The 24756-nt window shown below is 38.7% G+C and carries 19 protein-coding genes; 16 read left to right on the top strand and 3 right to left on the bottom strand.

Annotated elements, in window-relative coordinates; genetic code table 11:
* The first annotated feature begins 5 nt into the window (after positions 1-5).
* The 14 genes from BR73_RS0117465 to BR73_RS0117400 all read left to right on the top strand — a co-directional run bounded on the left by BR73_RS0117465 (position 6) and on the right by BR73_RS0117400 (position 18406).
* Positions 6-1892, top strand: a complete 1887-nt coding sequence (locus BR73_RS0117465; protein ID WP_156034751.1) for a DUF2194 domain-containing protein — start codon at positions 6-8, stop codon at positions 1890-1892.
* A 230-nt stretch (positions 1893-2122) separates the two neighbouring features.
* Entirely contained in the window at positions 2123-3583 is a 1461-nt protein-coding gene (gene pelF, locus BR73_RS0117460) for a GT4 family glycosyltransferase PelF (protein WP_033166587.1), read from the top strand.
* Between the two features lie 47 nt (positions 3584-3630).
* On the top strand, positions 3631-5082 hold the full coding sequence (gene pelG / locus BR73_RS0117455) for an exopolysaccharide Pel transporter PelG (protein WP_033166586.1): 1452 nt from the start codon (positions 3631-3633) through the stop codon (positions 5080-5082).
* 176 nt (positions 5083-5258) lie between these two features.
* A complete protein-coding gene (locus BR73_RS0117450) occupies positions 5259-5666 on the top strand; it encodes a DUF2304 domain-containing protein (RefSeq protein ID WP_033166585.1) in 408 nt (135 codons plus the stop codon).
* Complete coding sequence (locus tag BR73_RS0117445) at positions 5663-6889, top strand: glycosyltransferase (RefSeq protein WP_033166584.1); 1227 nt, start codon at positions 5663-5665, stop codon at positions 6887-6889. The genes BR73_RS0117450 and BR73_RS0117445 overlap by 4 nt, the downstream gene beginning before the upstream one ends.
* Positions 6886-7635, top strand: coding sequence for a glycosyltransferase family 2 protein (locus tag BR73_RS0117440; RefSeq protein WP_033166583.1), 750 nt, complete (start codon positions 6886-6888; stop codon positions 7633-7635). Before BR73_RS0117445 ends, BR73_RS0117440 begins: the two co-directional genes overlap by 4 nt.
* A gap of 10 nt (positions 7636-7645) precedes the next feature.
* Complete coding sequence (locus BR73_RS0117435) at positions 7646-9025, top strand: DUF4832 domain-containing protein (protein WP_033166582.1); 1380 nt, start codon at positions 7646-7648, stop codon at positions 9023-9025.
* A gap of 7 nt (positions 9026-9032) precedes the next feature.
* Complete coding sequence (locus BR73_RS0117430) at positions 9033-11006, top strand: leucine-rich repeat protein (protein WP_033166581.1); 1974 nt, start codon at positions 9033-9035, stop codon at positions 11004-11006.
* A gap of 95 nt (positions 11007-11101) precedes the next feature.
* Entirely contained in the window at positions 11102-12547 is a 1446-nt protein-coding gene (locus tag BR73_RS0117425; protein WP_033166580.1) for a flippase, read from the top strand.
* Positions 12548-12790: 243 nt separating this feature from the next.
* Positions 12791-15094 (top strand): hypothetical protein, encoded by a 2304-nt coding sequence (locus BR73_RS0117420; RefSeq protein ID WP_033166579.1) that lies wholly within the window; start codon positions 12791-12793, stop codon positions 15092-15094.
* Positions 15095-15163: 69 nt separating this feature from the next.
* Entirely contained in the window at positions 15164-16150 is a 987-nt protein-coding gene (locus BR73_RS0117415; RefSeq protein ID WP_051685282.1) for a glycosyltransferase family 8 protein, read from the top strand.
* A gap of 129 nt (positions 16151-16279) precedes the next feature.
* A complete protein-coding gene (locus tag BR73_RS0117410) occupies positions 16280-16762 on the top strand; it encodes a GtrA family protein (protein WP_051685281.1) in 483 nt (160 codons plus the stop codon).
* Positions 16763-17049: 287 nt separating this feature from the next.
* Positions 17050-17406: a PadR family transcriptional regulator gene (locus BR73_RS0117405; protein ID WP_033166578.1), complete on the top strand. Its 357-nt coding sequence runs from the start codon at positions 17050-17052 to the stop codon at positions 17404-17406.
* Entirely contained in the window at positions 17393-18406 is a 1014-nt protein-coding gene (locus BR73_RS0117400; protein ID WP_033166577.1) for a hypothetical protein, read from the top strand. The genes BR73_RS0117405 and BR73_RS0117400 overlap by 14 nt, the downstream gene beginning before the upstream one ends.
* Positions 18407-18596: 190 nt before the next feature.
* Here the strand turns inward: BR73_RS0117400 and BR73_RS0117395 are convergent, their stop codons facing one another.
* The gene (locus BR73_RS0117395; protein ID WP_033166576.1) at positions 18597-20150 is read right to left on the bottom strand and encodes an ABC-F family ATP-binding cassette domain-containing protein; all 1554 of its coding nucleotides are present in this window, start codon (positions 20148-20150) and stop codon (positions 18597-18599) included.
* Positions 20151-20517: 367 nt separating this feature from the next.
* On the opposite strand from BR73_RS0117395, the gene BR73_RS0117390 reads away from it, so the two are divergent.
* Both BR73_RS0117390 and BR73_RS0117385 read left to right on the top strand, forming a co-directional pair.
* Positions 20518-21177 (top strand): HD domain-containing protein, encoded by a 660-nt coding sequence (locus BR73_RS0117390; RefSeq protein ID WP_033166575.1) that lies wholly within the window; start codon positions 20518-20520, stop codon positions 21175-21177.
* Between the two features lie 15 nt (positions 21178-21192).
* Positions 21193-21705 (top strand): CYTH domain-containing protein, encoded by a 513-nt coding sequence (locus BR73_RS0117385; protein WP_033166574.1) that lies wholly within the window; start codon positions 21193-21195, stop codon positions 21703-21705.
* Between the two features lie 77 nt (positions 21706-21782).
* Here the strand turns inward: BR73_RS0117385 and BR73_RS27560 are convergent, their stop codons facing one another.
* Together BR73_RS27560 and BR73_RS0117375 are read right to left on the bottom strand one after the other, a co-directional pair.
* The gene (locus BR73_RS27560) at positions 21783-24008 is read right to left on the bottom strand and encodes a HAMP domain-containing sensor histidine kinase (RefSeq protein WP_051685280.1); all 2226 of its coding nucleotides are present in this window, start codon (positions 24006-24008) and stop codon (positions 21783-21785) included.
* Between the two features lie 25 nt (positions 24009-24033).
* The gene (locus BR73_RS0117375) at positions 24034-24729 is read right to left on the bottom strand and encodes a response regulator transcription factor (protein WP_033166573.1); all 696 of its coding nucleotides are present in this window, start codon (positions 24727-24729) and stop codon (positions 24034-24036) included.
* Positions 24730-24756: the final 27 nt, after the last annotated feature.

Raw genomic sequence — 24756 nt, 5'->3', positions numbered from 1 at the left:
GGACAATGGTTTCTAGGCGAAATTATTTTACGATTTTTATATTAATGTTAATGGTATTTGGAATGTTTATGTTTGCCGGTGTATCATCTAATTTACTGTCAGATACCTCCATCAATCCACAGGCAGGAGAGCGGGTTGCTATTAATGCCGGAGATACGATAACCGCTGATTCCCTGAACATGGATTCTATAAATACAGGACTGTCAGGAGAAGGCAGAGCAGTACTTAATCCGGATAAGAAACTGCAGGTCTCTATTCTGTCAGGGGGGATAGAGGATACGGTTTCAAAGGTGCTTATCCAGTGGTGCGTATATAATAAATATTTGTATAAGGTCTTTTATACCTTACCGGATACCACTGAAATGTCAGAGTATGAAGTGGTGCTATTTGGCGATTATGAGATAACAGCCAGTGATACCAATACTCTGTATTCTTATGCGGAATTGGGGAAGACCATGATTTTTACAAGACTGCCTGATTACCGGCTGTTAAGTGCTAACAGAAGACTGGCAGCTTTTTATGGTATCAGGGACAGTATTTCGGGTACTGTTACAGCGGATGGTATAAAGATATTTCCTGATTTTATGATTAATAAGGAAAGGATTTATCGAAAAGGTGATTATTTTGGTGAACTGGATGATACAGAAGTAAATATCCCCTATTATTCTCTGGCAGCAGGCTATGAGGTTTATTCTGTCGGGATTTTAGAGGATCAGGAGGAGCTTGGTATTGAAGATAAGAATTTACCGCCGCTGCTATGGCGGACAACAACCGGCAAATCCTTTGTGTGTGCAGTAAATTCTGAAATCTTTGACGGAATGACAATGCTTGGTGTACTGACCGGCTTTATGGCTCATCTGGGGGATTATTATGTATATCCGGTGGTAAATGCCCAGACCATTTCATTGATAAGTTATCCTTACTTTTCCAATGAGAATCAGGAGGTGATGCAGCAGCTCTACAGCAGAAACTCCGAAGGAGTCGCAAGAGATCTGCTGTGGCCGAATGTGGTACAGATATTAAAGAACTATGGCGGTTCTTACAGTTTTTTCGCTGCCACTCAATTGGATTACCTGGATGAGCTTGGACCAAAGAACGACTATATTGATTTTTATCTTCGGGAAATCGGCAAACTTCCCGGAAATATGGGACTTTCCTTAGGGCAGGTATCAGAAAGTGACAGAAAGGATATAATGGCAGAAAATGAAGATTTCTTCAAGAACAGCCTGCCTGATTATGTCTTTACCGCGCTTTATTCCGCGGACATTAGCAGGGAGGAACTAAAGGATAATCTTAAAAGTGATTTTTATAAGGATATAAGCCTTGTGATGTCTGACTATGAGGAGGGTGACAGTGTCTTGGAATTTTTAAAAGATAAGGTACTCTCAGTAAAATTCAATCTGAACGGATTTGAGCATGAAACCAAGGATGACCTGCGGATGAGCAGTATAGAAAATGTACTTGGTATGTGTAATATGAAAGTAGATATGACACGGGTCTTTTATCCCAGGGACAGCTCTGATGAATGGAATAATCTGAGTTTAAAATGGTCAAAAGGCAATACTTATTTTAGTGATTACAAAGCTTTTGATATGGTAACAGTCGGTGAGCTGGAAAACCGAGTCAGGCGTTTTCTGGCTTTGGATTACACACTTGAATACAATATGAATGATATTGCCATACAAATAGATAATTTTGAGGAAGAAGCTTATTTTATTCTTCGAACAAACAACAGGCGAATAGATCATGTTGATAACGCAACTGCTCTGGCGATTTCCGGAACAGCGTACCTGATCAAAGCTGAGGCAGCTGATGTAACGATTCATATGATCGAAGAAAATTTACTGAAAAAACCGGGAAACAATAAAACGATTCCCAGTAATCCGCAGTAGGAAATCATTTAGGTATGTCGAATTTTAAGAAGAAATTCATTAAGTGTTCAGTACAGCGAATTATAATAAAATGAAACAGGTCACTCTTCATAACTGCTAAATACCGCGTGATATATAACTGCTAAACGCCGATATATAAGTGCGGTAACGCAAAAGCCATAGACGTCAGTCAGAAGAAAAGCACCAAAACAGAAATAGAATAATATGTCAGGAAGGAGGTGCAGGCTTAAGTGAAGGTGTGTTTGATAGCCGAAGGCTGTTATCCCTATCTTGTTGGTGGTGTATCCAGTTGGATTCACAGTATTATTAAATTATTTCCCAACATTGAATTCAATCTTATAACAATTATAGCAGACCGAAGTATCAGCGGTAAATTTGCCTATCAGCTGCCGGACAATCTAACAGAGGTCCATGAAGTTTATTTACAGGATGTGGACTGGGTAGGTAAATATAATTATGGTAAGAAACCGGTAAAGCTTAAGAAAAAGGAAGAAGAAGCGCTAAAGAGCCTGATTATTGGAAAAGACATTGACTGGATGACTGTATTTAATATGTTCAACCGCAAGAATATTTCCATCAACCATCTGTTAATGAGTCCGCAGTTCCTGGAAATAACCAAGGAATATTATACTCTTCGGTTTTCTGATATTACTTTTTCTGATTTTTTATGGACTATGAGGTCAATCTATCTTCCGTTGTTTTTTGCACTGAAATGTATGCCTCCCAAGGCGGATATCTATCATTGTGTATCTACCGGATATGCAGGTATCATTGGCAGTAAGGCATTGTCCCTTTATTCAGGTGCCAGGCTGCTCATCAGTGAACATGGGATATATACCAGAGAGCGGGAGGAAGAGATAATAAAAGCTAAATGGGTGCAGGGAATCTATAAAACTATCTGGATAGAGCAGTTTCGCAAGATGTCCAGGTGTGCCTATTATTTTGCAGATCTGGTCACTTCACTTTTTGAACAGGCACATTCCCTGCAGATAGAGCTTGGCTGTCCGGAAGATAAGGCTCTTATAACACCAAATGGAATAGAAGTTAAGAATTTCGAGAATATACCGCTAAAAGAATCAGAGGACCCTTTTATAAATGTAGGAGCTATCCTTCGCATAACTCCTATAAAGGATGTCAAGACAATGATAAATGCCTTCTATTATGCCCATGAAAAGCAGCCAAGATTAAAATTGTGGATTATGGGACCCGATGATGAAGATGCAGAATATGTTGCTGACTGTCATGAACTGGTGAGAGCTTTGAATGCAGAAAATATAGTGTTTACCGGTAGTATTAAAACAACAGATTATATCGGAAAAATGGACATGACTATTCTGACCAGTATCAGTGAGGGGCAGCCCTTAACGATTCTGGAAGGGTTTGCAGCTAAAAAGCCCTGTATTGCTACCAATGTAGGAAACTGCCATGGTCTAATTTATGGGGAGAAGGATTCCTTTGGTGATGCAGGAATCGTTGTTTCTATTATGAACATTTCAGAGATCACCAGTGCAATCTTAAAGCTTGCCAATAATCCTGAGTTAGCGAAAAAGATGGGACAGAACGGATATAACCGCCTTATGGCTAAATATAGAAGTGTATATATGGAAGAAAACTACAAAAAAATATATAAGACACTGGCTGAAATGAGTGGTGTCACCTATACGGAAGAGGCCTTTATTCTTCAGAGTTAAATTAAATTACTATAAAATTAAGAATTAAATAAAGAGGTAATTCAAGTATGGCAGGTATTGGTGTTCAGCTAAATAAAATATTTGATAAACATACACTGACGTCATCCCTTTATGGCATAGGTTTTAGCTTTGTCTATACGATTGCTCCAATGCTGGTAGTCATTGGATGCCTGTTTGCCATGTACAGGGTATTGGGATTCGATGAGGTGGGATATCTGGAAAGGGAGACCTTTTCAACCAGTATCCTTTATATATTTATCTTCTCCCTATTAACCTCGGCACCTTTTAACTCTGTGCTTTCGAAATATCAGACAGACAGGATTTATGAGCAGCGGTATGAGGATATAAGGCCGTGTATCTATGTGGGAACCCTGTCTAATCTGACCCTCTCCTCCCTGCTGGCAATTCCCTTTTATATTTATGAAGCAATGGTGGGACAGGTGGAGATTTATTATGTATTTACCACTTATATGGCATATTTGGGTTTAACCCTGACTTTTTCTACAATGGTATATAATTCAATCTTAAAGCAGTATAAGAAAATTACCCTATACTTCGTCTGCTGTATGGTTCTTACTTTTCTGTTGTCCGTCATATTCAGATTTCTGCTTAAGTTTTCTGTTACTTACAGTATGTTACTGGCGATTGCCATGGGATTTTTGCTGATTGCTGCTCTGGAACTATCCAATGTCCTGAGGTATTTTCCGGCCAACAGCCATAATTACAAAGGAGTGCTGCAGTATTACAGAAAGTTCTGGCAGCTTATTGCTTCAAACTTTTTGTATACCCTGGGACTTTTTGTTCACAATTTTGTGTTTTGGACAACGCCTTCCAATCTGGTGGTACGCAACACTTATATCTGCAATCAGTCCTATGATATGGCCTCCTGCCTTGCCATGTTCACGAATATCTCTGCCAGCGTATTGTTTATATCCAGAGTCGAGATGCACTTTCATGACAGGTATAAGGAATACACAGAGGCGGTTATCGGCGGTAAATTAGACAGCATTGAAAAGGCGAAAAAGAGGATGTTCAGAGGGCTTTCCTCACAGCTATTGTCACTTGCCCATATTCAGTTTATTGTTTCAGTGATTGTTTATCTAATTGCAATTGTCATACTACCGATTATGGGTTTTGCAGGAATGATCATGGAAATATACCCGCAGCTGGCAGTTGGTTATTTCATATCTTTTCTCATGTATTCAGAGTTATTGTTTCTTTATTATTTTGATGATTTAAAAGGTGCCGTTCTTAATGGAGCTATTTTTGCCGGGGTTACTCTGGCCGGTTCTATTATAGCTACTAATTTATCAGCTCTCTGGTATGGCGTTGGGTTCACCACAGCTGCCTTTCTGGCTTTTACGTTTTCCTATTTCAGGCTGCGTTGGATTGAGAAGAATCTGGACAGTCATGTTTTCTGCCGGGGTACTGTCTTAAGACAGGTATATGATGATATGCCCGATGCAGTCGTATATAATGCTTATAAAAAAGTAAAGTAAATTATATAAGCAGGCTTCGCTCCATTCATAAAACACACATGGTTTTTGCAGCTGTAACTATAACTGTCATGGAATATGTAATAATTAACAGTTAAATTGTCAATGGTAATAAGAAAGCAAGAGTTATAAAGAGGTATTAATATACAAAAGCATAATAAAGACAACGGAGGAATCATATGTCAGTTTTATTACGGATTTTTATTTGTTTATCAGGCTTAGCGCTGATTTATATGGCAAGAAAAGCCAATATAGTCCGCAAGATGACGGAACGTCAAAGTCTATTCTGGATTATGGGAGGGTTAATCATAATTTTATTTGGGTTATTTCCTCAGCTGGTCTATTTCATATCGGACAGCTTTTCAGTAGAATACCCGCCATCCATTATATTTGCCATAGCTATTATCCTTGCAACCTATGGAATCTTCAGCTGTTACAGAACCAATGCGGAATTATCCGCAAGAGTTCAGGAGCTTGCCATGCAGGTCTCACTGCTGAATGAGGAAAACAGTCATTTAAAAGACATACTGATGAAGGAGATACCTGGTAACAATGAAAAATCCACTGGGGAGAATCATTTGACATGAAGAAAAAACTCTTGTTTGTCATTAATACCATGGGACGTGCCGGAGCCGAGACAGCACTTATTGAACTGTTAAAAAAGCTGGACTCCTTAAAAAGGTATGACTTATCCCTCTATGCAGTCATTCCCTGCGGTGAACTGTTTGCAAAAGTACCTGAGAATGTAAGAATCATTAATAAAGAGGTTAATACCGGTTCTTTGAATTCCGTTACCGGTCATAGTACAATTGTCAGAGAAATACTATTTTCTTTTTTCTATAAATTCACCGGATTTAAGTTAATGGGATATATGATAAAAAATATAAGAGAACAGAAGGCTTCCGGGAGAAAGCTTCAGTATGACAAGCTGTTGTGGAGACTTCTGGCAGACGGCAGGGCAGCCTCGGAAGGTGAATATGATCTGGCAGTGGCTTATATTGAAGGTGCTGCGGTATATTACCTGGCCGATAAGGTCAAAGCGAAACATAAGGCAGCATTTATTCATATCGATTATCAGAAAGCCGGTTATACGCCTTTTATGGATAAAGATTGTTATGGCCGGATGGATAATATATTTGTTGTATCCAATGAAGTGGGTGAAAAGTTCTGTAGTGTTTATCCCCAGTACAGAAAGAAAGTAAGGTTATTTCGAAATCTGTTAGATCAGGAAAACATCCGGAATAAGGCAGTTACAGGAACAGGTTTTACGGATGGCTTTCAGGGAATACGATTTGTGACAGTTGGCCGACTTCATTATCAGAAGGGCTATGATATTGCTATTGAAGTATTGGCAAAGCTTAGAAAAGCTGGATATAATATACGCTGGTATGTAATCGGAGAAGGAGCAGAAAGAAGAAATCTGGAGCTGCTGACTAAGAAGTATGGTGTCGAGGAATACTTTATCCTGATGGGAGCCAGAGATAATCCATACCCATATATGAAACAGGCGGATATCTATGTACATGCCACCCGTTTTGAAGGAAAGAGTATTGCTATTGAAGAAGCGCAGATACTGGGAAAGACAATTGTAGCTTCTGATTGTACCGGTAACCGGGAACAGATTAAATCAGGATATGACGGTGTCCTGGTGGAACTGAGTGCAGAGAATCTGGTGCGTGAACTTAAGAGAATCCTAAAGGAACCTGAATTACAGAAAGAATATGCAAAGCATGTATTGGAGAAACAGCTTGATTATCCTGAGGATCTGGAATTCATGCTTGCAATAATGAACGAGGAGAAGAGTAGATGAATAAAGTATTGATAATTGTTCCTGCATTTAACGAAGAAGCAAATATGGCAGCTTTATTTAATAATCTTTGTAAACCGGAGATAAGAAGTTTTGCAGATATCCTGGTAGTCAATGACGCCTCCAAAGACCAGACCGGATTTATTGCCAAAACCTACAGTGTTTCTGTAGTTACCCATGTATTTAATCTTGGTTATGGTTCCGCCCTGCAGGTAGGTTATAAATACGCCGTCCGACGAGGTTATGAATATGTCATACAAATAGATGCAGACGGTCAGCATAATATCTCGAATATTGCCCACATTTATCAATGCCTGACGACACCGGATGCCGAGGGCAGCCTGCCGGATATCGTTATTGGCTCCCGTTTTGTCGAAGGCAGCCAATCCTTTAAGATATCGGGGATTAAGAAAATCTCCCTCGGTATGTTTTCCTGGCTGATAAAAAAATTAACCGGTAAAACAATTACTGACCCCACGTCAGGATTACAGGGTTTAAATAAGAGAACATTTACATATTACTCGAAATATGGAAATTTCGATTATTTCTACCCAGATGCCAATATGATTATTCAAATGCTCTTATTAGGCTTTAAGGTTGAGGAGACAGCATCTGTTATGCATGAAAGAACAGCAGGTGTAAGTATGCATACAGGTCTGCTTAAACAGATGATATACATGATGATAATGCCGCTTAGTATCTGGACAGTTGTAAAAAGGATCAAAAGCGGATTACAGAAATTGTCATGAGGGACTTCTTATGCTGAGAAAAGGTGTTGAAAAGAAATTTAAGTGGATGCCTCTGCCTGGAACACAAAAGGCAGAAGCTCTGTATAATCCCTACTGCGGAATGTACAGAATTTATCGGTTTACAGCTGACTGTGACCAGCTTCAGCCGGATGGGATTCCTATAGAGAAGGTTCTTCCGGATATAAACCAGCAGTTGTGCCTTGTGGAAATAAATCTTCTTCCATATAATGAAGAATCATTGTCAGATGAGGCATTAAACATAATAAAGAGAATTTTTGAGCATTTCAGTAAACACAAAAAGCAGATGATAGTACGTTTTGTTTATGACCTTGAGGGAAAAGGCGTTTTAAATGAACCCAAAGATATCGCCGTAATACTTGGGCATATGGATCAGCTTTCACCTCTTCTTATAAGTTATACAGCTTCCATCTATATATTGCAGGGACTTTTTATAGGCAGCTGGGGGGAGATGCACAGTTCCCGTTATCTTAGTGAGAGGAATATGACACGCCTGGCAAAGCAGCTCTATGAATGTTCCGGTGAAAAAACCTATATAGCTTTGCGTTGTCCCAGCTTCTGGCGTATGATATTTCAGACATATCAGCCACTTGACAGCGATACAGCTTTTACCGGTATTCAAAAAGCCAGGTTTTCTCTTTACAATGATGGAATTATGGCATCGGATGCAGATTTCGGAACTTATGGAAGTATAAGTGCTTTGGAGTCCAAAACATATGGTGATAAATGGGTAAGGGACGATGAGCTTGAATTTCAATACAAACTTAACAGATATGTTCCTAACGGGGGAGAGGTTATCAATGAGTGTCCATATAACGATGTGCTGCCAGCGTTAGAGACTCTGAAAAAGATGAGAGTTTCTTATCTGCATAGTGAGTATGATGAGAAAGTCCTTGATAAATGGAAAAGAAGTCTGTCTGAATCTGACGGTGCCTTATGGAAGAAGAAGTCGGCTTATGAATTTATTGAAGCTCATATTGGGTACAGGTTCAGCATAGAGGAAGTAAATGTTTCCCTGTCAGCTGATAAGAGCAGCAGCCTGAAGGTAACCATAAAAATTCGTAACCTGGGATTTGCTCCCTGTTATCACAGATTTGATGTAAAAATAATTGTTCGAACTGCCTCCTACACGAAGGTTTATGAGTATCCGGTTGATACAGATACCAGCAGGTGGATGCCGAATGAAAAAGTAGAGTTTACAAGTATACTTTCTGCTGAGGAATGGGATCAGAATACCTATGTTCTGGGATTAAGTGTATATGATCCTCGTTCTGAACAGGTTATAAAGCTGGATAATACCTTCTCGGCACCGGATCATACGGGAGTATATAGATTAGGAAATTTAAGTTTGGGTAAAGGAAACAGGTTGTGAGAAAGGTATGGTCTTAAGTTTGGAAAAAGCAGTATTGAATGTTGTGATCATAGCCAGAAGGAATACTTCTCTTAGTATCTTACATGCTTTAAACAGTATTCTGAATCAAATATATACACCTATTAAAATTCTGGTTGTTGATGCCAATGAACCCAATAGTATATACAGCCTTGGCTTACAGGAAGATCTGTCAGCATATGCTGGTGTGGAATATCTGCAAATGGATCAGTTGCTTTCGCTGGCAGAGATAAGAAATTATATCCTTCATAAGGCAGAAGGGGAATATATTGCATTTCTAAGAAGTAACGATGCATGGGATTCTACCAAAGCCTTGCTTCAAATAGAGCAGCTTAAAAGTAATGGGAACGTAGCTGCTTCCTGCAGTGATGGTGTACTTATTGATAAAAGAAAGCAGCACATAGTAGTGGAACCACTGCTTGGAAATACTGCCTTTAACTCCGATAAATGGGTGCTTGACAATCCTGCCAAAATGTCAGCTCAGGTAATATATCGGACGCAGGCAGTAAGGGAGGCAGGTGGTTTCGACGGAGGATTTGAGAACTTTTGCGATGGAGATATGCTGCTGAGGCTTATAAAGAATTATAAGGTAATGATTACACCGGTATCTCTTTGTGAGTGCTCCATAACACCTGAAGAAGAATTGTATGACTTAAATAACTTCAGAGACGGTCAGAAGATTCTGTATAAATATATGGATTTCTTTTTGGTAAATAAACAAATGATGCAGATTTTTTATTTGCGGATGATTCATCTGGCAAAAACAAATTACCTGTGGCTGAATTATTTCGGATATATTATCATGTATTGCTTAAAGACACCTGGCAGTATGTTTTATTTACTGTTTCAGGCCCTTGGTAAACTGATGAAATATGTACTTAAGTGGTTAAGGAGGGCCTGTTCTTTAATTTTAAGCGAAAGGTTCCTTGCCAGGGATATAAACCTTATTCGAAAAGGAAAGCTTGGGAAAATAAAAGCCTTAAAAATGGTTGAAGCAGAAGAAGAAAAAAATGAAGAAGAGCAAGCACCAATTCAGTTCCCCTCTGCCAGGCGTTATAATGAAAAGAAATCTCTTGATTTTGTATTTGATCGCAAACTTACAAGTATCGTAATTCCGGAATATGTAACAGTTGTTAAAAAAAGCATGTTTTATGGCTGTAACCAGCTGGTTTCAGTTGAGATTCCCAATACTGTTTTGGAGATTCAGGCACATGCATTTCAAAATTGCAAGAAGCTGCGTCATGTTATATTGAAAGAAGGAAGCCGGCTGGGTAAAATCGGTGCATATGCTTTTGCCGGCTGTAGTTCCCTGGAAACCATAAGTCTGACCTCAGGTCTTGTAAGCATAGGACAAGGAGCTTTTGCAGAGTGCAGCTCCTTAAGACAATTGCTGTTTACCTATATGCATGACGGTATAGAGAAATCCACAAATGTATTTCCTTCAGCAATTGTTAAGCTTCACAGGTATACTTTCGCTGGCTGTTCAAGTCTTTTAGCAGTGGAATTTGGAGCTGACAGTATGCTTGAAATTGTGGAGGCCGGTGCATTTATGGGATGTGTTAAACTGCAGAAAATCCTGTTGACAGGTAAGGTGGTGACGATTGACAGTTATGCCTTTGCATATTGCAAACGTCTGGAAACAGCAGCCTTTCCCCATATTGATACGCTGAAATACATGGGAAGCGGAGTATTTACAGGCTGCGAAGCATTAGCCTATTTTCAATTGCCAAATCAGATTGAACGTATATATGAGCGTACCTTTTACGGCTGTGCCAGTCTTAAACTGGTCAAAATACCCAAAAAGGTACTTTCCATAAATCATCAGGCATTTGCTAAATGCACTGCTCTTGAAAGAGCAATAATATTAACAGGAGATATCGCCATTTCACCTACAGCCTTTGATAAACATACAGAGGTTCGGATACAAGAGAATGAGGACAGAGAGGCCGTTTCTGAGTGGTAATGTGAAGGATTGGAAGATATCATTCGCACTCTGATTTATCACAGTGCCACATCTGAAGCAGATGCGGCATATATGGGAGCTAAAGGAACAAAAGTATGGGTTCTGATATTAAAAAAAATTATGTATACAACGTTATATACCGTTTGTCAATTTGTATACTTCCCCTGGTAGTTACGCCTTATGTAGCCCGGGTACTGGGAGCGGAGCAGGTGGGCGTCTACACCTTTTCAAGTACAATTGCCTGTTATTTCATTATGTTTGGAAAGCTTGGGCTTGATAATTACGGCAACCGGAGTATAGCTGCCTGCAGAGAAAACATAGAGGAGAGAAGCCGGGTATTTTGGGGGATTTATATCCTGCAATTATGCACCTCAGTTATTTCGATTCTTATATTTGTTCTGCTGGTATTTACGGTTTTTAAAGAAGACCGCAGGGTGTACTTTATGCAGCTTATCTATGTAGCGTCCATATTATTTGACGTCAGCTGGTTTTTCTACGGTATGGAAAAATTTCGTATAACAACAATCAGGAGTCTGGTGTCCAGAACACTGATCATTGCTGGTGTTTATGCTTTTGTACATTCAGAAAAGGATTTATGGATCTATACAGGTGTTATGTCTGCCTGCTTTATGTTAGAGCAGGTTCAGCTGCTTCCTTTTATGTTTCGGCAGGTTAAATGGGTTCCGCTTAAGCGGGAAGATATCACCTGCCATATGGTACCAAATGCGAAGCTCTTTATTCCGCTTTTTGCATTAAGTATCTATAATTGGCTGGATAAAATAATGCTTGGGATTATCGTTAAGAGCACCACAGTGGTGGCTTTTTATGCTTTTGCGGAGAATATCATCAATCTTCCAAAGGGTATCTTATCTGCACTGGATACGGTTATGCTCCCCAGAATATCTAATCTGGTAGCGAACAACCGGAAGGAAGAAGGGGTGCAGAAGATGCGTAATTCCATCCGGTTCAATAGTTTTATATGCTGTGCTCTTTGCTTTGGGATAGCAGGTGTTGCTCCCAGCTTCGTACCATGGTTTTTCGGTGAGGAATATACACCGACAATTCTGCTAACCATGGAACTGGCCATGGTCATGATTCCCATGAGTGTGGTAAATGTAGTACAGACCCAGTACCTGATTCCTTTTCGCAGAGAGCATGTCTATATATGGTCAGTATCCCTGGGAGCAGTAACAAATATAGTACTGAATCTGATTTTAATACCTTTCTATGGTGCTTCAGGTGCAGTTATTGGTACCTTTGGAGCTGAGCTTATGGTATGTGCCTATCAGATTATCCATATAAGGGATGTATATAAATTCCGTCAGCTGTTTCAAGCACTGCTTCCCTTTATGCTTTGTGGCTTGCTGGAGTTTGCTGCTGTTTATCCTCTGACTGCTTTGTCAATAGAACCTTTCCCTAAGCTGCTTCTGCAGGTACTAGTTGGTGGAGCAGTTTATCTTACCAGTTGTGGAATATATTTAATTGGTATAAAAAAAGAATTCCGAAGTGTTGGAGATATTGTTAAAAGTTTTAAGCAGTAAATTGGTAAAGAGCATATTTAAGATTATTGCATACCTGAGGTAAGAGCATATTTAAGATTATTGCATATTTAAGGTAAGAGCATATTTAAGATTATTGCATATTTAAGGTAAGAGCATATTCAAAGTTATAACATATCTAAGTTTACATCATTATTATGTTAAAACATATTCAGGTTATTACTACTGTAAAGAGGATAAAACTATAAGTATATAGCTATACAGACGGGAAAAGAGGTGAGAATCATGATTGTTGATACGAGTGCCTATGTGTTATCCATGATATTAGTATTATTAAGCTGTATTGCAAGGGATTTTCTGATACCGCTCTTTGTTTGGAGAAAGTATCTTAAAAACAAGAGTTATGGCTTCCGGTTTTGGTTCTGTGTGCTGACACAAGCTGCATTACAGATTAATCTGGTACTGCTCCTTGGATTTTTGGATATTTGTAACCGCTATAACATAATTGCAGGTAATCTGCTGGTCTATCTCCTGATTTTATGGAATTACTCGGATAAAAGATTTTTTAAACAGTGTAAAGAAGTAACGGATGCTTTCTGGGATGCCTACAAAGAAGAAAGGTTTATTCGATTTACGGTACAGGAGTTTAAAGCACTGGTGAAAGCCTTAAAAAGATCAATTCTTCAGATGCCAATCTGGAAAACTTTAAGAAAAAACTGGCTGGAAGCAGGACTTTTAATATCCCTGGTAATTTATAATATCTGGTTTCTGACATATAATGTTTTACGTTATCATTGCTATCAGTTTTCAGATATCCCCATACATCAATCCTGGATTTATGACCTGGAGCAAGGGACTTTATTTTCAGACGGTATCTATCCCTTTGGTATGCATGCCATGGTATATATCATCCGTATAATCTTTGATTTAAATCTAAGGGAAATACTGTTGTATGCCGGTGCTTATCAGACCGTTCTGATGATGATTGGTTTGTATTTATTAGCGAAGGAAATTTTTTATGGTAAATATACGCCCATAACAGTGGTTCTTTTTATCAGTTTTATGCTGAATCAGGGCCGTTATGCTGCCTCTCTGCCCCAGGAGGCGGGAATGTACACTGTAATCGGTGTGGCTTATTTTATGATACGGTATCTGCGTAAGGACAGGCAGAAGCTCCTACTGGAAAAAGATTCACGGATACGCAGGTTCTTTCGTATAAACGCTTATATCAACAGAAGGTATATTGATTCCGATGCCTGCCTTTTAATTTTATGCGTAGCGCTTGTTATAGCTTATCATTTTTATACCGCAATTGCAGCTGTATTTCTGGTATTAGCAACGGGCATTGCCTTTATTCCACGAGTGTTTAAAAAGCAATATTTTATACCGCTTTTGTTCAGCGGTATTATGGGAGCTGTTATTGCAGTAATGCCCTTTGCCGCTTGTCTGGCTAAAGGTATACCTTTTCAGGAATCCATGGCATGGGCAACAAGTGTTATTGCAGATGAGGAATGGAATGGAAAAGGTTCGGATTATCAGCAGAGGTTAGAAGAAGCACAGGGTAAGGGAAATAATACAACAGGTGAAAATGGTTCAGAAACCAAAACGGAAGAAAACGGCGGTAAGGATAAAAAGATTCATGTAGACTATTCTGCCATGTCGGCTGTTGAGATAGTGAGGTATTTCTATAATGCAATGTTCAACTTCGGATTGCTTGCAATGTTTGGAGCCAGTGCTACCCGGTTAATGTTTTATAGTATATTCAGCGGCTTTCTCTGTGCGGTTATAATGCTATTCAGAAAGCAGACCAGAAACGTCGGGCATGTGTACATAGCGATCATACTTAATATGATAGTGTTATGTATTGTCGGAGCAGCAGAAGAGCTGGGATTTATTGAGTTAATTGCCGCAGCCAGAGCCTCAACCTTTGCAGAACCCTTCATTGGTCTCATTTTTATGCTGCCGGTTGATTTTGCTTTCCGGATTCTTGGCTTTTGGAAAAACCGGCATTATCAATTTGCCTTAAAGGGACTTTCTGCTGTTTTTTGCGGAGTTGCAGCAATCATGATTGTAGAGATGGGCTGGTATCATTCCTTTTTTGATGTTAACCAGGCTTATTATAATGAATCAGAGTATCTGCTACGTCATATTAAGAAATCTTACGAAAGAAATACCTATACCGTTGTTTCGCCCACTGATGAATATTATGATATTTTGGATTACGGCTACCATACGGAGTTATCAGAATTTATGGATATGGTCAATGGGAATAGTGAGGAATTTACCTTTCCCACTGAATATGTTTTCTTTTTCATTGAAAAAAAGGTGTTACAGGATTATACCTACGGACCGGTTAATGTGGATTTAAAATATGCGGCAATGGATTTTACATTTTTTGGAGATGCTCAGGACTATTATTTTCAACGTGCGGTTATAGAGTCACAGGCATTTTACTGGGCACAGAAAATATTGCAGATATATCCCAGGAATTTTAAAATCTACTATGAAGATGATATTTATGTAGCTTATATTTTGGAACAGAATACCTATAGTCCATATAATCTGAAGGTTGATTATCTGGCTGATTAAGCAGAAGAGATAAAGGCTAATGGGTGGAATGCTAAATAGAATACAGTTGGTTACAGGGAGGATAAAACGATGGAACTAAAGCAAAAATTATGTGTTGCCTATGCGGCAGATGATCGCTATACGAAATTTCTGGGTATTTCCATGCTGTCAATGTTTCAATCCAATAAAGACTTTCCGGAAATCGTAGTATTTATATTGGACTGTGGTATGAAGGAGCCAAATAAGGAAAAGCTTCAATCTATTGCAAAGGAATTTAAAAGAGAAATTCATTTTATGTCCATGGCAGCAGCAGTTACAGGACTAGAGCTTAATATGGGTTCCAGAAAGATATCCATTGCCTCTTATGCAAGACTGTTCCTGGCCTCTATTATTCCTGATAGTTATAACAGAATTCTTTATCTTGACTGTGATACCATAGTCCGTGACAATCTGATGGATTTCTGGGCTGTGGATCTGGAAGACTATCTGGTTGCCGGGGTTCGTGACACTGTGGACAGCTTCTTTTTAAAAAAGATTGGAATGAAACCTGATGAATATTATGTGAATGCAGGAACTATCCTGATTAATCTTAACAGCTGGCGTAAGGAAGGTCTGGAGAAAAAGTTTATTAATTTCATTAGAAAACATAACGGCAATGTTCCCCATCACGATCAGGGAACGATTAATGGTGTCTGCAGGAATAGGAAACGTATTATCTCACCAAGATTCAATGCCACAGCAAATATATATTCCTTTACAGCAAAGACAATAAAACATATCTATTTTTTAGACAGCTTCTATACGCAGGAGGAGCTTGATGAGGCTAAGAGAAATCCTGCTATTATTCACTTTACCACTGGCTTGGTGGGAAGGCCCTGGGAAGAAAACTGTACCCATCCAATGCAGGCAGAATATTTAAAGGCAGCCAAAGCATCTCCTTGGAAAGAGGAGCCGCTTCAACGTGACACCAGGAAGCTTTCTGTGAAGCTGTTTTCAAGCTTTTATAGACATGTGCCGCTTTTTGTCTCTGAAAATGTTTACAGATTTTTGAGTTTGTTGACACATGTTGGAGAATGACAGATATGGCAGATAATTATTTATGTACATTAAGGGGATAATAAGTTATACTGAAATGGACAAGATAATATTGGACATGCTTAATGTATTTAAATAAGAGCTATATTTTAAGATAAAGGAGTTCTCTGAATGAAAGACAACGTAAAGAGGTTGATAAAAAAATTTCTGAACCGTGAAATGGTTGTATATGCTATAGCCGGTGTGATGACCACCGCAGTTAATATGGTGACATACTACCTTTTATGTTATGGTGCAGTAATAAATCATCTGATCGCTAATATAATTGCCTGGATAATAGCCGTAACCTTTGCTTATTATGTGAATGCCGGCTGGGTATTTCGTGATAAACGAAACAGTATAAGAGATGAATCTGTTAAGATGATGAAATTCTTTCTGGCCAGGCTATTCTCTTTAGGAGTAGAGGAGGGAGGACTGCTGCTTTTTGTCACTCTGCTTCATTTTAACAACATGGCAGTGAAAGCAGGACTGGCTGTAGTTGTGATTATTTTAAATTATATCTGCAGTAAATTTTATGTTTTTAATGGAGACAAGAAGACAAATATAATGGACTCAGGTAGAGAAACGGCGAAATCCGTTATGAGCTTAAAATAGTATCCAGGAAGATAAGTTTAAAGAATGTTGAGGTAAAAGTTCCTAAAGAGATTTACAGTAAACAGATATAGTAGGGATGTTAAACAACTTCATAAAAGATATGTATTTTTATTTAGAGGCTTTCTATGATTAACTTAGATTATCATAGAAAGCCTTTTAGTTTGAACCGAAATGGAATTATCATATTTAGCACAATATCGTATATATCTAAATATTATAAAATAATAAATAAGATTATATTGACAATAATGTACGACGTACAGTATAATGAGATTAGAGGTGATGAAATGGATTCTATGGAAAACATTATTAATACGCTTACAGTTGAACTAAAAAGAGGTTCCCTCGTACTGATTGTACTAAGCCAGCTGAGAGAGAATGAATATGGATATTCGCTGGTTCAAAAACTGGAGGAGAAAAATGTACCAATTGAAGCAGGAACGCTATATCCGCTGTTACGCAGATTAGAGAAACAGAATCTGCTTATAAGTGAATGGGATACGAGTGAGAGCAGACCACGTAAATTCTATAAACTCAGTAATTTAGGAGAAGAAGTTTTTGTCAGGCTCAAAAATGAGTGGATTTCACTATCTAAACAGTTAGATACTGTTTTAAAGGAGAATAATGGCTATGAAAATGATTGATAAGTATGTATATGCTGTTACGAAATATTTACCGGTAGACAGCAGAGAAGATGTTGGGAAAGAACTTAGAGCCAATATTGAAGATATGCTTCCGGAGAATCCCACAGATGAGGACGTGTACAAGGTACTGGAGGAATTGGGAAGTCCAATGAAGCTGGCAGAAGAATACAATCACAATAAAAGGTACCTTATAGGACCTGCCTATTATGACCGCTATATTGAAACACTGAAAATTGTTATTGGTATATTTATTACTGTTTTTGTTGGTCTTGCAATTCTGTCCGGGGTATCTGATGCGGACAGTGCCAATTCAGTAAACGGATATCTGATTCCCATTATAGAAGATTTGGGTAGTTCCATTATTGAAGGTGCTTTACAAGGAGCTTTCTGGGTAACCTTGGTATTTTTCATAATGGAGAAGACCGGTTTTGATTCCGGCGATATACCATTGTTTCATAAGAAATGGTCTCCCGATGAGCTGGCAGATATTCCAACGAGTAACAGTGAGATTTCCAGAACAGATGCTGTTGTTTCTGTGTTTTTTACTGTACTTTTTACAGCCATAGTTTATTTTCGACCTCAGTCAATTGCCATCTATATAAGCAAAGGAATTGGCAGCAAGACAGAGGTTACGCCTTTATTTGATACAGATAGATTGAAAGTATATATACCGGTAATTCTTATTTTGGCGGTGGTTCAGATTGGATTGTTCGTTGTAAAGATGATAACAGGACATTGGAATAAAGCACTGGCTGTTTCCCAGGTAATCTATAATGTTTTAGGCTGTATTCTGGTGATTGTAATGTTGAAAGACAGTTTATTGTTTAACACAGCTTTTTTTACAAAAGTATTTAATATTTTTAAACCCTTCTCGGATCAGACCGTGTTAATGTGGGGTAATAAGATTATTTATGTAATAATCGCCATTAATATTATTCTTGTTGTTATGGAGAGTGTAAAGGTGTTATCCAAGGGATTAGGAAGAAGAAACTTTGTATAAGTATAACAGGTGAACAAAGAGTCTGGCTTGCCATACTCTGGCGCTGACAATCAGTAACGTAGCGGCATTCTTCCTTAAGTGCAGTAGGTGCATCCTGCAAGCAGGCTTTTTACAGAATAGATTTATACTCAATTACAGAAATAAACCGGATTAAATGAAATTATTCCATTTAATCCGGTTATTTATTTCCTTAAATTTTGGTAGACCAGTTGGAGCAGTCCCATACCTTCGTAGCAAAATCTTCATAGAATTCAGGCTCATGACATATAAGCAGGATACTGCCGCCATATTCCTTCAATGCCCGTTTCAGTTCCTCCTTGGCTTCTACATCCAAATGGTTTGTAGGCTCATCCAACAGCAGAAGATTGGTCTCCTGGTTGATTAGCTTACATAATCTTACTTTGGCTTGCTCGCCGCCGCTAAGAACGCGAACCAGACTCTCAATATGTTTTGTTGTTAAGCCGCATTTTGCCAATGCTGAACGTACTTCATACTGAGAATAGGAGGGAAATTCCTTCCATAACTCTTCAATACAGGTATTATTCTTTGCGCCTGTCATTTCCTGCTCAAAATAACCTTTGTAAAGATAATCACCTAAGGATACCTTTCCTTCAAGAGGAGGTATCAGTCCGATGATACTTTTTAATAAAGTAGTTTTGCCGATTCCGTTAGCTCCCTTTAAAACTACTTTATCACCGCGTTCCATGGTCAGGGTCAGAGGCTTGGATAAGGGCTCATCGTACCCGATTACAAGATGCTCTGTCTGGAAGATGAACCTGCCGGCTGCTCTGGCTTCCTTAAAATAAAATTCAGGCTTTGGTTTCTCTTTTGCAAGTTCGATAACATCCATCTTATCCAGCTTTTTCTGTCTGGACATGGCCATGTTCCTGGTGGAAACCCTGGCTTTATTTCTGGCAACAAAGTCCTGCAAATCATTGATTTCCTGCTGCTGTCTTTTATAAGCACTCTCAAGCTGTGCTTTTTTTACTTCATAAACTTCCAGGAATTTGTCATAGTCTCCCACATATCGGTTCAACTCAGCATTCTCCATATGATAGATTATATTAATAACGCTGTTTAAGAATGGTATATCATGAGAGATAAGGATAAAGGCGTTATCATATTCGTTTAAGTAACGCTTCAGCCATTCAATATGCACTGTATCCAGGTAGTTGGTAGGCTCGTCCAATAAGAGAATGTCCGGTTTCTCTAATAACAGCTTGCCTAATAAAACCTTGGTTCTCTGACCACCGCTTAATTCGGTTACATCCTTATCAAGACCGATAGTGTCAAGACCAAGTGCACGGCCAATTTCTTCTACCTTTGAATCTATAATATAGAAATTATTATTGTCAAGAGTCTCCTGTATGGTACCGAATTCCTCCATAATATTCATAAGGCTGTCCGGATCCGCATCAGCCATTAAATTACATAGATCATTCATTTTCTTCTCTAACTCAAAGAGATAGGAAAATGCAGATTTTAAGACTCCTCGGATGGTCATGCCTTTGTCCAGAACGGAATGCTGATCAAGATACCCCACTCTGACATTTTTGGCCCACTGAATATTGCCTTCATCCGGCATAAGTTTTCCGGTAACAATGTTCATGAAGGTGGATTTTCCTTCCCCATTGGCACCAACCAACCCGATATGTTCCCCTTTTAAAAGGCGGAAAGATACATTATTAAATATGGCCCTGTCACCAAATCCGTGAGTAAGATTCTCAACATTTAAAATACTCATAAGTACTCCTTGCAGATAATAAATTATTTATCAATAATCCAGTTGAGATTTTGTGCAATCTCAACTAAAAGTCACTTAATAAATTATACATATTTTTTTTACATTTTCAAGTAAAATAATAAATGCAGAACTGGTAAATTCTTTTCAAGATGGATATTATCTGATACAATATGGAGGGATGGTGGTTGGTTGGTGTAAGGGTATAAAATTTACATTTGCTTTACCAAACCTAAGTATGACAGTGTTACAATGGAGTTATCCTTTTAAATTGATATTAGCTGTGATTATAACTCTACAGCCGGTGTATTGTATATTTTCATACTGGAAGGATATTATATAGTTGGATAACAGGAGGCCATAGAATAGAGTGATAACTTATCGTGAAATTAAGAAAATACCTCAAATTAGAACATATATACAGAAAGCAGATGAAGCATTGGGGGCTCTGGGCTACACAGAGCACAGTTTCGCCCATGTGGGGATAGTAGCCGAGAAGGCAAGATATATTCTGTCTACTTTAGGGTATCCGGAGAGAACCATTGAGCTGGCTCAGATAGCAGCTTATATGCATGATATAGGCAATGTGGTAAACCGGGTAGACCACGCTCAGAGCGGAGCCGTTATGGCCTTTCGTATTCTGGACAGACAGGGTGTAGAGGCAGAGGATATCGCAGTGATAATCTCAGCCATTGGTAACCACGATGAAAGTACTGCCTTTCCCGTTAATGAGGTAGCGGCTGCCCTGATACTTGCGGATAAGACAGATGTACGCTATACCAGAGTCAGAAACCGTGACCTTGCAAGCTTTGATATCCATGACAGAGTTAATTATGCAGTTAAGGAAGCAGAAACGGTAATAAACGAGGAAAAGACCAAGCTTACCCTGAACCTGACCATTGATACTGAGTTTTCCTCTGTAATGGATTATTTTGAAATATTCTTAGATCGTATGGTATTGTGTAAAAAAGCAGCACAAAAACTGAACCTAAGATTTCAGCTTATTATAAATGGACAAAAGATTTTGTAAGCTAGAAGGGGCGTAATGGAAACTGAGAGAAAATTTTTATTGACCAGATTGCCGGAGGACTTATACCACTTTCCGGTTAAAAATATTGAACAGGGATATCTGTGCACCAATCCGGTAATCCGAATTCGCAGAAGCAATGATGATTATTATATGACTTACAAATCGCGGTTGAATGTAACAAAGGAAGATAGTGTAGCATTGGTTTGCGAAGAGGTAGAGCTGCCTTTGACAAAAGAGGCCTATTATCATTTGAGAGAGAAAACGGATTTAAGGCTTATAACCAAGAAACGGTACCTGATTCCACTGGAAGGTGGACTTACCTGTGAGCTTGACATATTTGAAGGAGAGCTAAAGGGATTAATCTTTGCTGAAGTAGAGTTTAAATCTGAAGAAGAAGCCGGAGAGTTTACACTGCCGGATTGGTTTGGCAAGGAAGTGACTTTTGATGACAGGTATAAGAATAATGTGTTAGCGCTGACTGAAAATCTTTCAGAACTTCAGCTTGAGGTATTAAATAACCTGAGTTAAGAGCTATTGATAATAAACCTGAGATTAACCTGAGGCCATAGGAATAGGAAACCTTGTAAAACAAAAGAAAGTGACTCTTAAGGTAAGATGTCACTTTCTTTTGTTATTCTGGTTTCACTGGTGTAGCGGTCCTGTTTTTTAAAACGAAGGACTGCATTAAACAGATCCCCGTCCAACTCTATATCAAAGGTCCCTTCCTGAATGGCTGCCAGACTCTTGGAAATGGATAATCCAAGACCGCTGCCTTCTGTATTTCTGGAAGAATCGCCTCTGACAAAACGCTCCATTAGCTCTTCTGAGCTGATATTTAATTTTGCTGCGGAAATATTCTTCACCGATACAACAGCCATGTCATCTTCAGTAAAGATGTTAATATAAGCTCTCGTTCCGCTTAAGGCATATTTGACTACATTGGAAAAAATATTCTCGATAATTCGATAGGTACTTCTTCCATCAGCCATGATATAGATAGGTTCCTGTGTTACGGTGAGTACAGGTTCTATCTTATGGTCGGAGAATTTATCTTCAAATTCACCCAGAGACTGTCTGACAAGTTCTACAAAATTTAAGCATTCCAGGTTCAGTACCAGTACACCGGAGGAGGCTTTAGAGGCTTCCACCAGATCTTCAATAAGAGTCTTTAAACGCCAGGTCTTCCCGGATAATACTTCCAGATATCCTTCTGCAGTTTCATTTTGCAGATTTTCTTTCTTTAGGAGATCCACATAATTAATAATAGAAGTAAGGGGTGTTTTAATATCATGGGATACATTTGCAATAAGTTCTGTTTTCAGTCTTTCGCTCTTAACCTTTTCCTCTACAGCAGCCGAAAAGCCTTCACTGATATTATTGATATCAATGGCCAGAGAGAGTGAAGGCTCATGCATCTTATCCACAGGTATCTTGTGCTTTAGATTACCATCTGCCAGCTTCTTTGTCTCACGGCTGATTATTTTAAAATCAATAACCTGTTTCATCAGGCCATAGAAGAGGAACAGATAACCGAAGATGCTCACCGTCAGGAAAAGAGGTGCGGGCCAAGGTGTCAGTTTATATCTGTAAATAATAAAACCTGTTACTTCTAAAGCTATAAAAAACAGAATTAGTGCGGCAAACCGGAAGGTAATACTTCTGCCGGCTATAAACTCCCGAATAAAATAACGCAGCTTCATACCAAAGAGGTTAAGATAAGAATTGGTGAAGAATACATTCTTTTTGAATCTTCGTATCAGACTCAGGAAACCAAATAAACTAAAAGGATAAAGAATCGTATAACCAACTCCAAGCAATATGGAATAGTCAAGACCAAAATCGTGCAGCAGATAGCGGCATAACTTAATATCCAGGAAATAGAGAAGGGTTATACCACTGACAATAAGTACCAGTCCGGTCTCGGTTCTTACATGGTCAAAGCCTATAAGTGTTATCTGATCGGATTTATTTGAATGTCCGGCAAAAAAGACTATCAAAATAAAAAAGACCAGAAGCAAAGCAAAGGATATGGGAACAGGATGCAGGGAATTCGTATAATTTCGATAAAGTGTATTAAAATGATGGTACATCGTACCGAATTCATCAGCTTTGTTTGGAAAATTATTAACAATGGTTGTACAGATAATATACTCACCCCGATTGGTCTCCGTTTCATCCTCGCTGTTTATGACAACTCCCCGGATGTAGTCCATTACCCAGGTTAAATTTTCATCATTTAGAAACTGGTAATTACGGTTTACATTGGTGGCATATTTTTCTGTCTCTGTATTAATGATCAGGTAGGCATTGTTTGTCTTTTTTACATGCTCCAGATATTCCTTCTGGGTCATTTTATCCTTACCCTCTTCGTTGGTCTTATATACTTTGTTTTCCAGGGCAGCAGAGGTATAAACAGCTCCTGTTTTTACATTTTTAACATAATACAGAAAATTACTGTTGGTTTGATTGAGTATGGCATTATAATAATCAAACTGTTCCTGTTCACTTTTATTGTTTGTATTCTTCTTTTTAGATTTGGGGTTGACCACTTCTTTTTCAAAAAGGGAGGAGATATCTGTTGAAGACGGATCGAACCCAATACTTCCGGAGTAGCCTTTTTCTCTGTAGTCTACATAAACGGCAACCCGCTCTACATATTTCAGATATTTATTCTGAAATTCAGAAGTCTCTTTAAAATCAGAAGTATTTGTAGTATAGGAATCAAGATATTTAAAAATATGATAAGTCCCAATGGTCAGGGTAAGACCTGACAGAAACAGGACAATATGTATCAATATTTTTATATACATTGAACCTTTAATTCTATTCATAAAGTATCGCAGCCTTTCTAAATGATTAGTATTTCTCCACCTTGTAGCCGATACCCCAGGCTACCTTTAGGTATTTGGGTTCCTTTGGATTGATCTCAATCTTTTCCCTGATATGACGTATATGCACCGCTACGATGTTGTCGGCACCATAAGAAGGCTCATTCCATATGAGTTCGTAGATTTCATTAATTGAGAATACTCTCCCTTTATTCTTAACCAGGAGTTTTAACAGGTTATATTCTATGGGAGTAAGCTTAATCAGCTCTCCGTCAACATAGACTTCCTTTCTGTCATCATTTACTACTAGGCCACCGGAGGAATAGATATTTTGTTCCTCTGATACAATGCTGCCAAGCTTTGTGTATCTTCGCAGGGCAGATTTGACCCTGGCTATTAGTTCCAGAGGATTGAAAGGTTTGGTAATGTAATCATCAGCACCGACATTAAGACCCAGCACCTTATCGCTGTCTTCGGATTTGGCAGTCAGTAATATGATAGGAAGAGTGCTGTTATTCTCCCGCAATTTCATAGTAACCCGGATGCCATCCATTTCAGGCATCATGATATCCAGAAGAACAAGATGGACTTCTGAGGCTTCAATTGTTTCCAGGGCCTGTATTCCGTTATAAGCTTTTATAATATTATAGCCTTCAGCACTAAGATAGATCTGTATGGCATCAACGATTTCTTTATCATCATCACAAACTAAAATGTTATACATATGAGCTCCCATCTGTGCGTACGAACG

The sequence above is a fragment of the Clostridium sp. KNHs205 genome (genome assembly GCF_000702945.1).
Classification (GTDB): Bacteria; Bacillota; Clostridia; order Lachnospirales; family Lachnospiraceae; genus Anaerocolumna.
The sequence above is the reverse complement of the archived record's forward strand: the minus strand, read 5'-3'. Positions and strand labels throughout refer to the sequence as shown.

Bases quoted from the DNA above. Each gene is read 5' to 3' on its own strand.
- BR73_RS0117410 (WP_051685281.1), top strand. From the start codon at position 16,280: ATGAAAGACAACGTAAAGAGGTTGATAAAAAAATTTCTGAACCGTGAA.
- BR73_RS0117400 (WP_033166577.1), top strand. From the start codon at position 17,393: ATGAAAATGATTGATAAGTATGTATATGCTGTTACGAAATATTTACCG.
- BR73_RS0117425 (WP_033166580.1), top strand. From the start codon at position 11,102: ATGGGTTCTGATATTAAAAAAAATTATGTATACAACGTTATATACCGT.
- BR73_RS0117450 (WP_033166585.1), top strand. From the start codon at position 5,259: ATGTCAGTTTTATTACGGATTTTTATTTGTTTATCAGGCTTAGCGCTG.
- BR73_RS0117385 (WP_033166574.1), top strand. From the start codon at position 21,193: ATGGAAACTGAGAGAAAATTTTTATTGACCAGATTGCCGGAGGACTTA.
- BR73_RS0117445 (WP_033166584.1), top strand. From the start codon at position 5,663: ATGAAGAAAAAACTCTTGTTTGTCATTAATACCATGGGACGTGCCGGA.
- BR73_RS0117420 (WP_033166579.1), top strand. From the start codon at position 12,791: ATGATTGTTGATACGAGTGCCTATGTGTTATCCATGATATTAGTATTA.
- BR73_RS0117435 (WP_033166582.1), top strand. From the start codon at position 7,646: ATGCTGAGAAAAGGTGTTGAAAAGAAATTTAAGTGGATGCCTCTGCCT.
- BR73_RS0117375 (WP_033166573.1), bottom strand. From the start codon at position 24,729: ATGTATAACATTTTAGTTTGTGATGATGATAAAGAAATCGTTGATGCC.
- BR73_RS0117440 (WP_033166583.1), top strand. From the start codon at position 6,886: ATGAATAAAGTATTGATAATTGTTCCTGCATTTAACGAAGAAGCAAAT.
- BR73_RS0117465 (WP_156034751.1), top strand. From the start codon at position 6: ATGGTTTCTAGGCGAAATTATTTTACGATTTTTATATTAATGTTAATG.
- BR73_RS27560 (WP_051685280.1), bottom strand. From the start codon at position 24,008: ATGAATAGAATTAAAGGTTCAATGTATATAAAAATATTGATACATATT.
- BR73_RS0117415 (WP_051685282.1), top strand. From the start codon at position 15,164: ATGGAACTAAAGCAAAAATTATGTGTTGCCTATGCGGCAGATGATCGC.
- BR73_RS0117395 (WP_033166576.1), bottom strand. From the start codon at position 20,150: ATGAGTATTTTAAATGTTGAGAATCTTACTCACGGATTTGGTGACAGG.
- BR73_RS0117405 (WP_033166578.1), top strand. From the start codon at position 17,050: ATGGATTCTATGGAAAACATTATTAATACGCTTACAGTTGAACTAAAA.
- BR73_RS0117430 (WP_033166581.1), top strand. From the start codon at position 9,033: ATGGTCTTAAGTTTGGAAAAAGCAGTATTGAATGTTGTGATCATAGCC.
- pelG (WP_033166586.1), top strand. From the start codon at position 3,631: ATGGCAGGTATTGGTGTTCAGCTAAATAAAATATTTGATAAACATACA.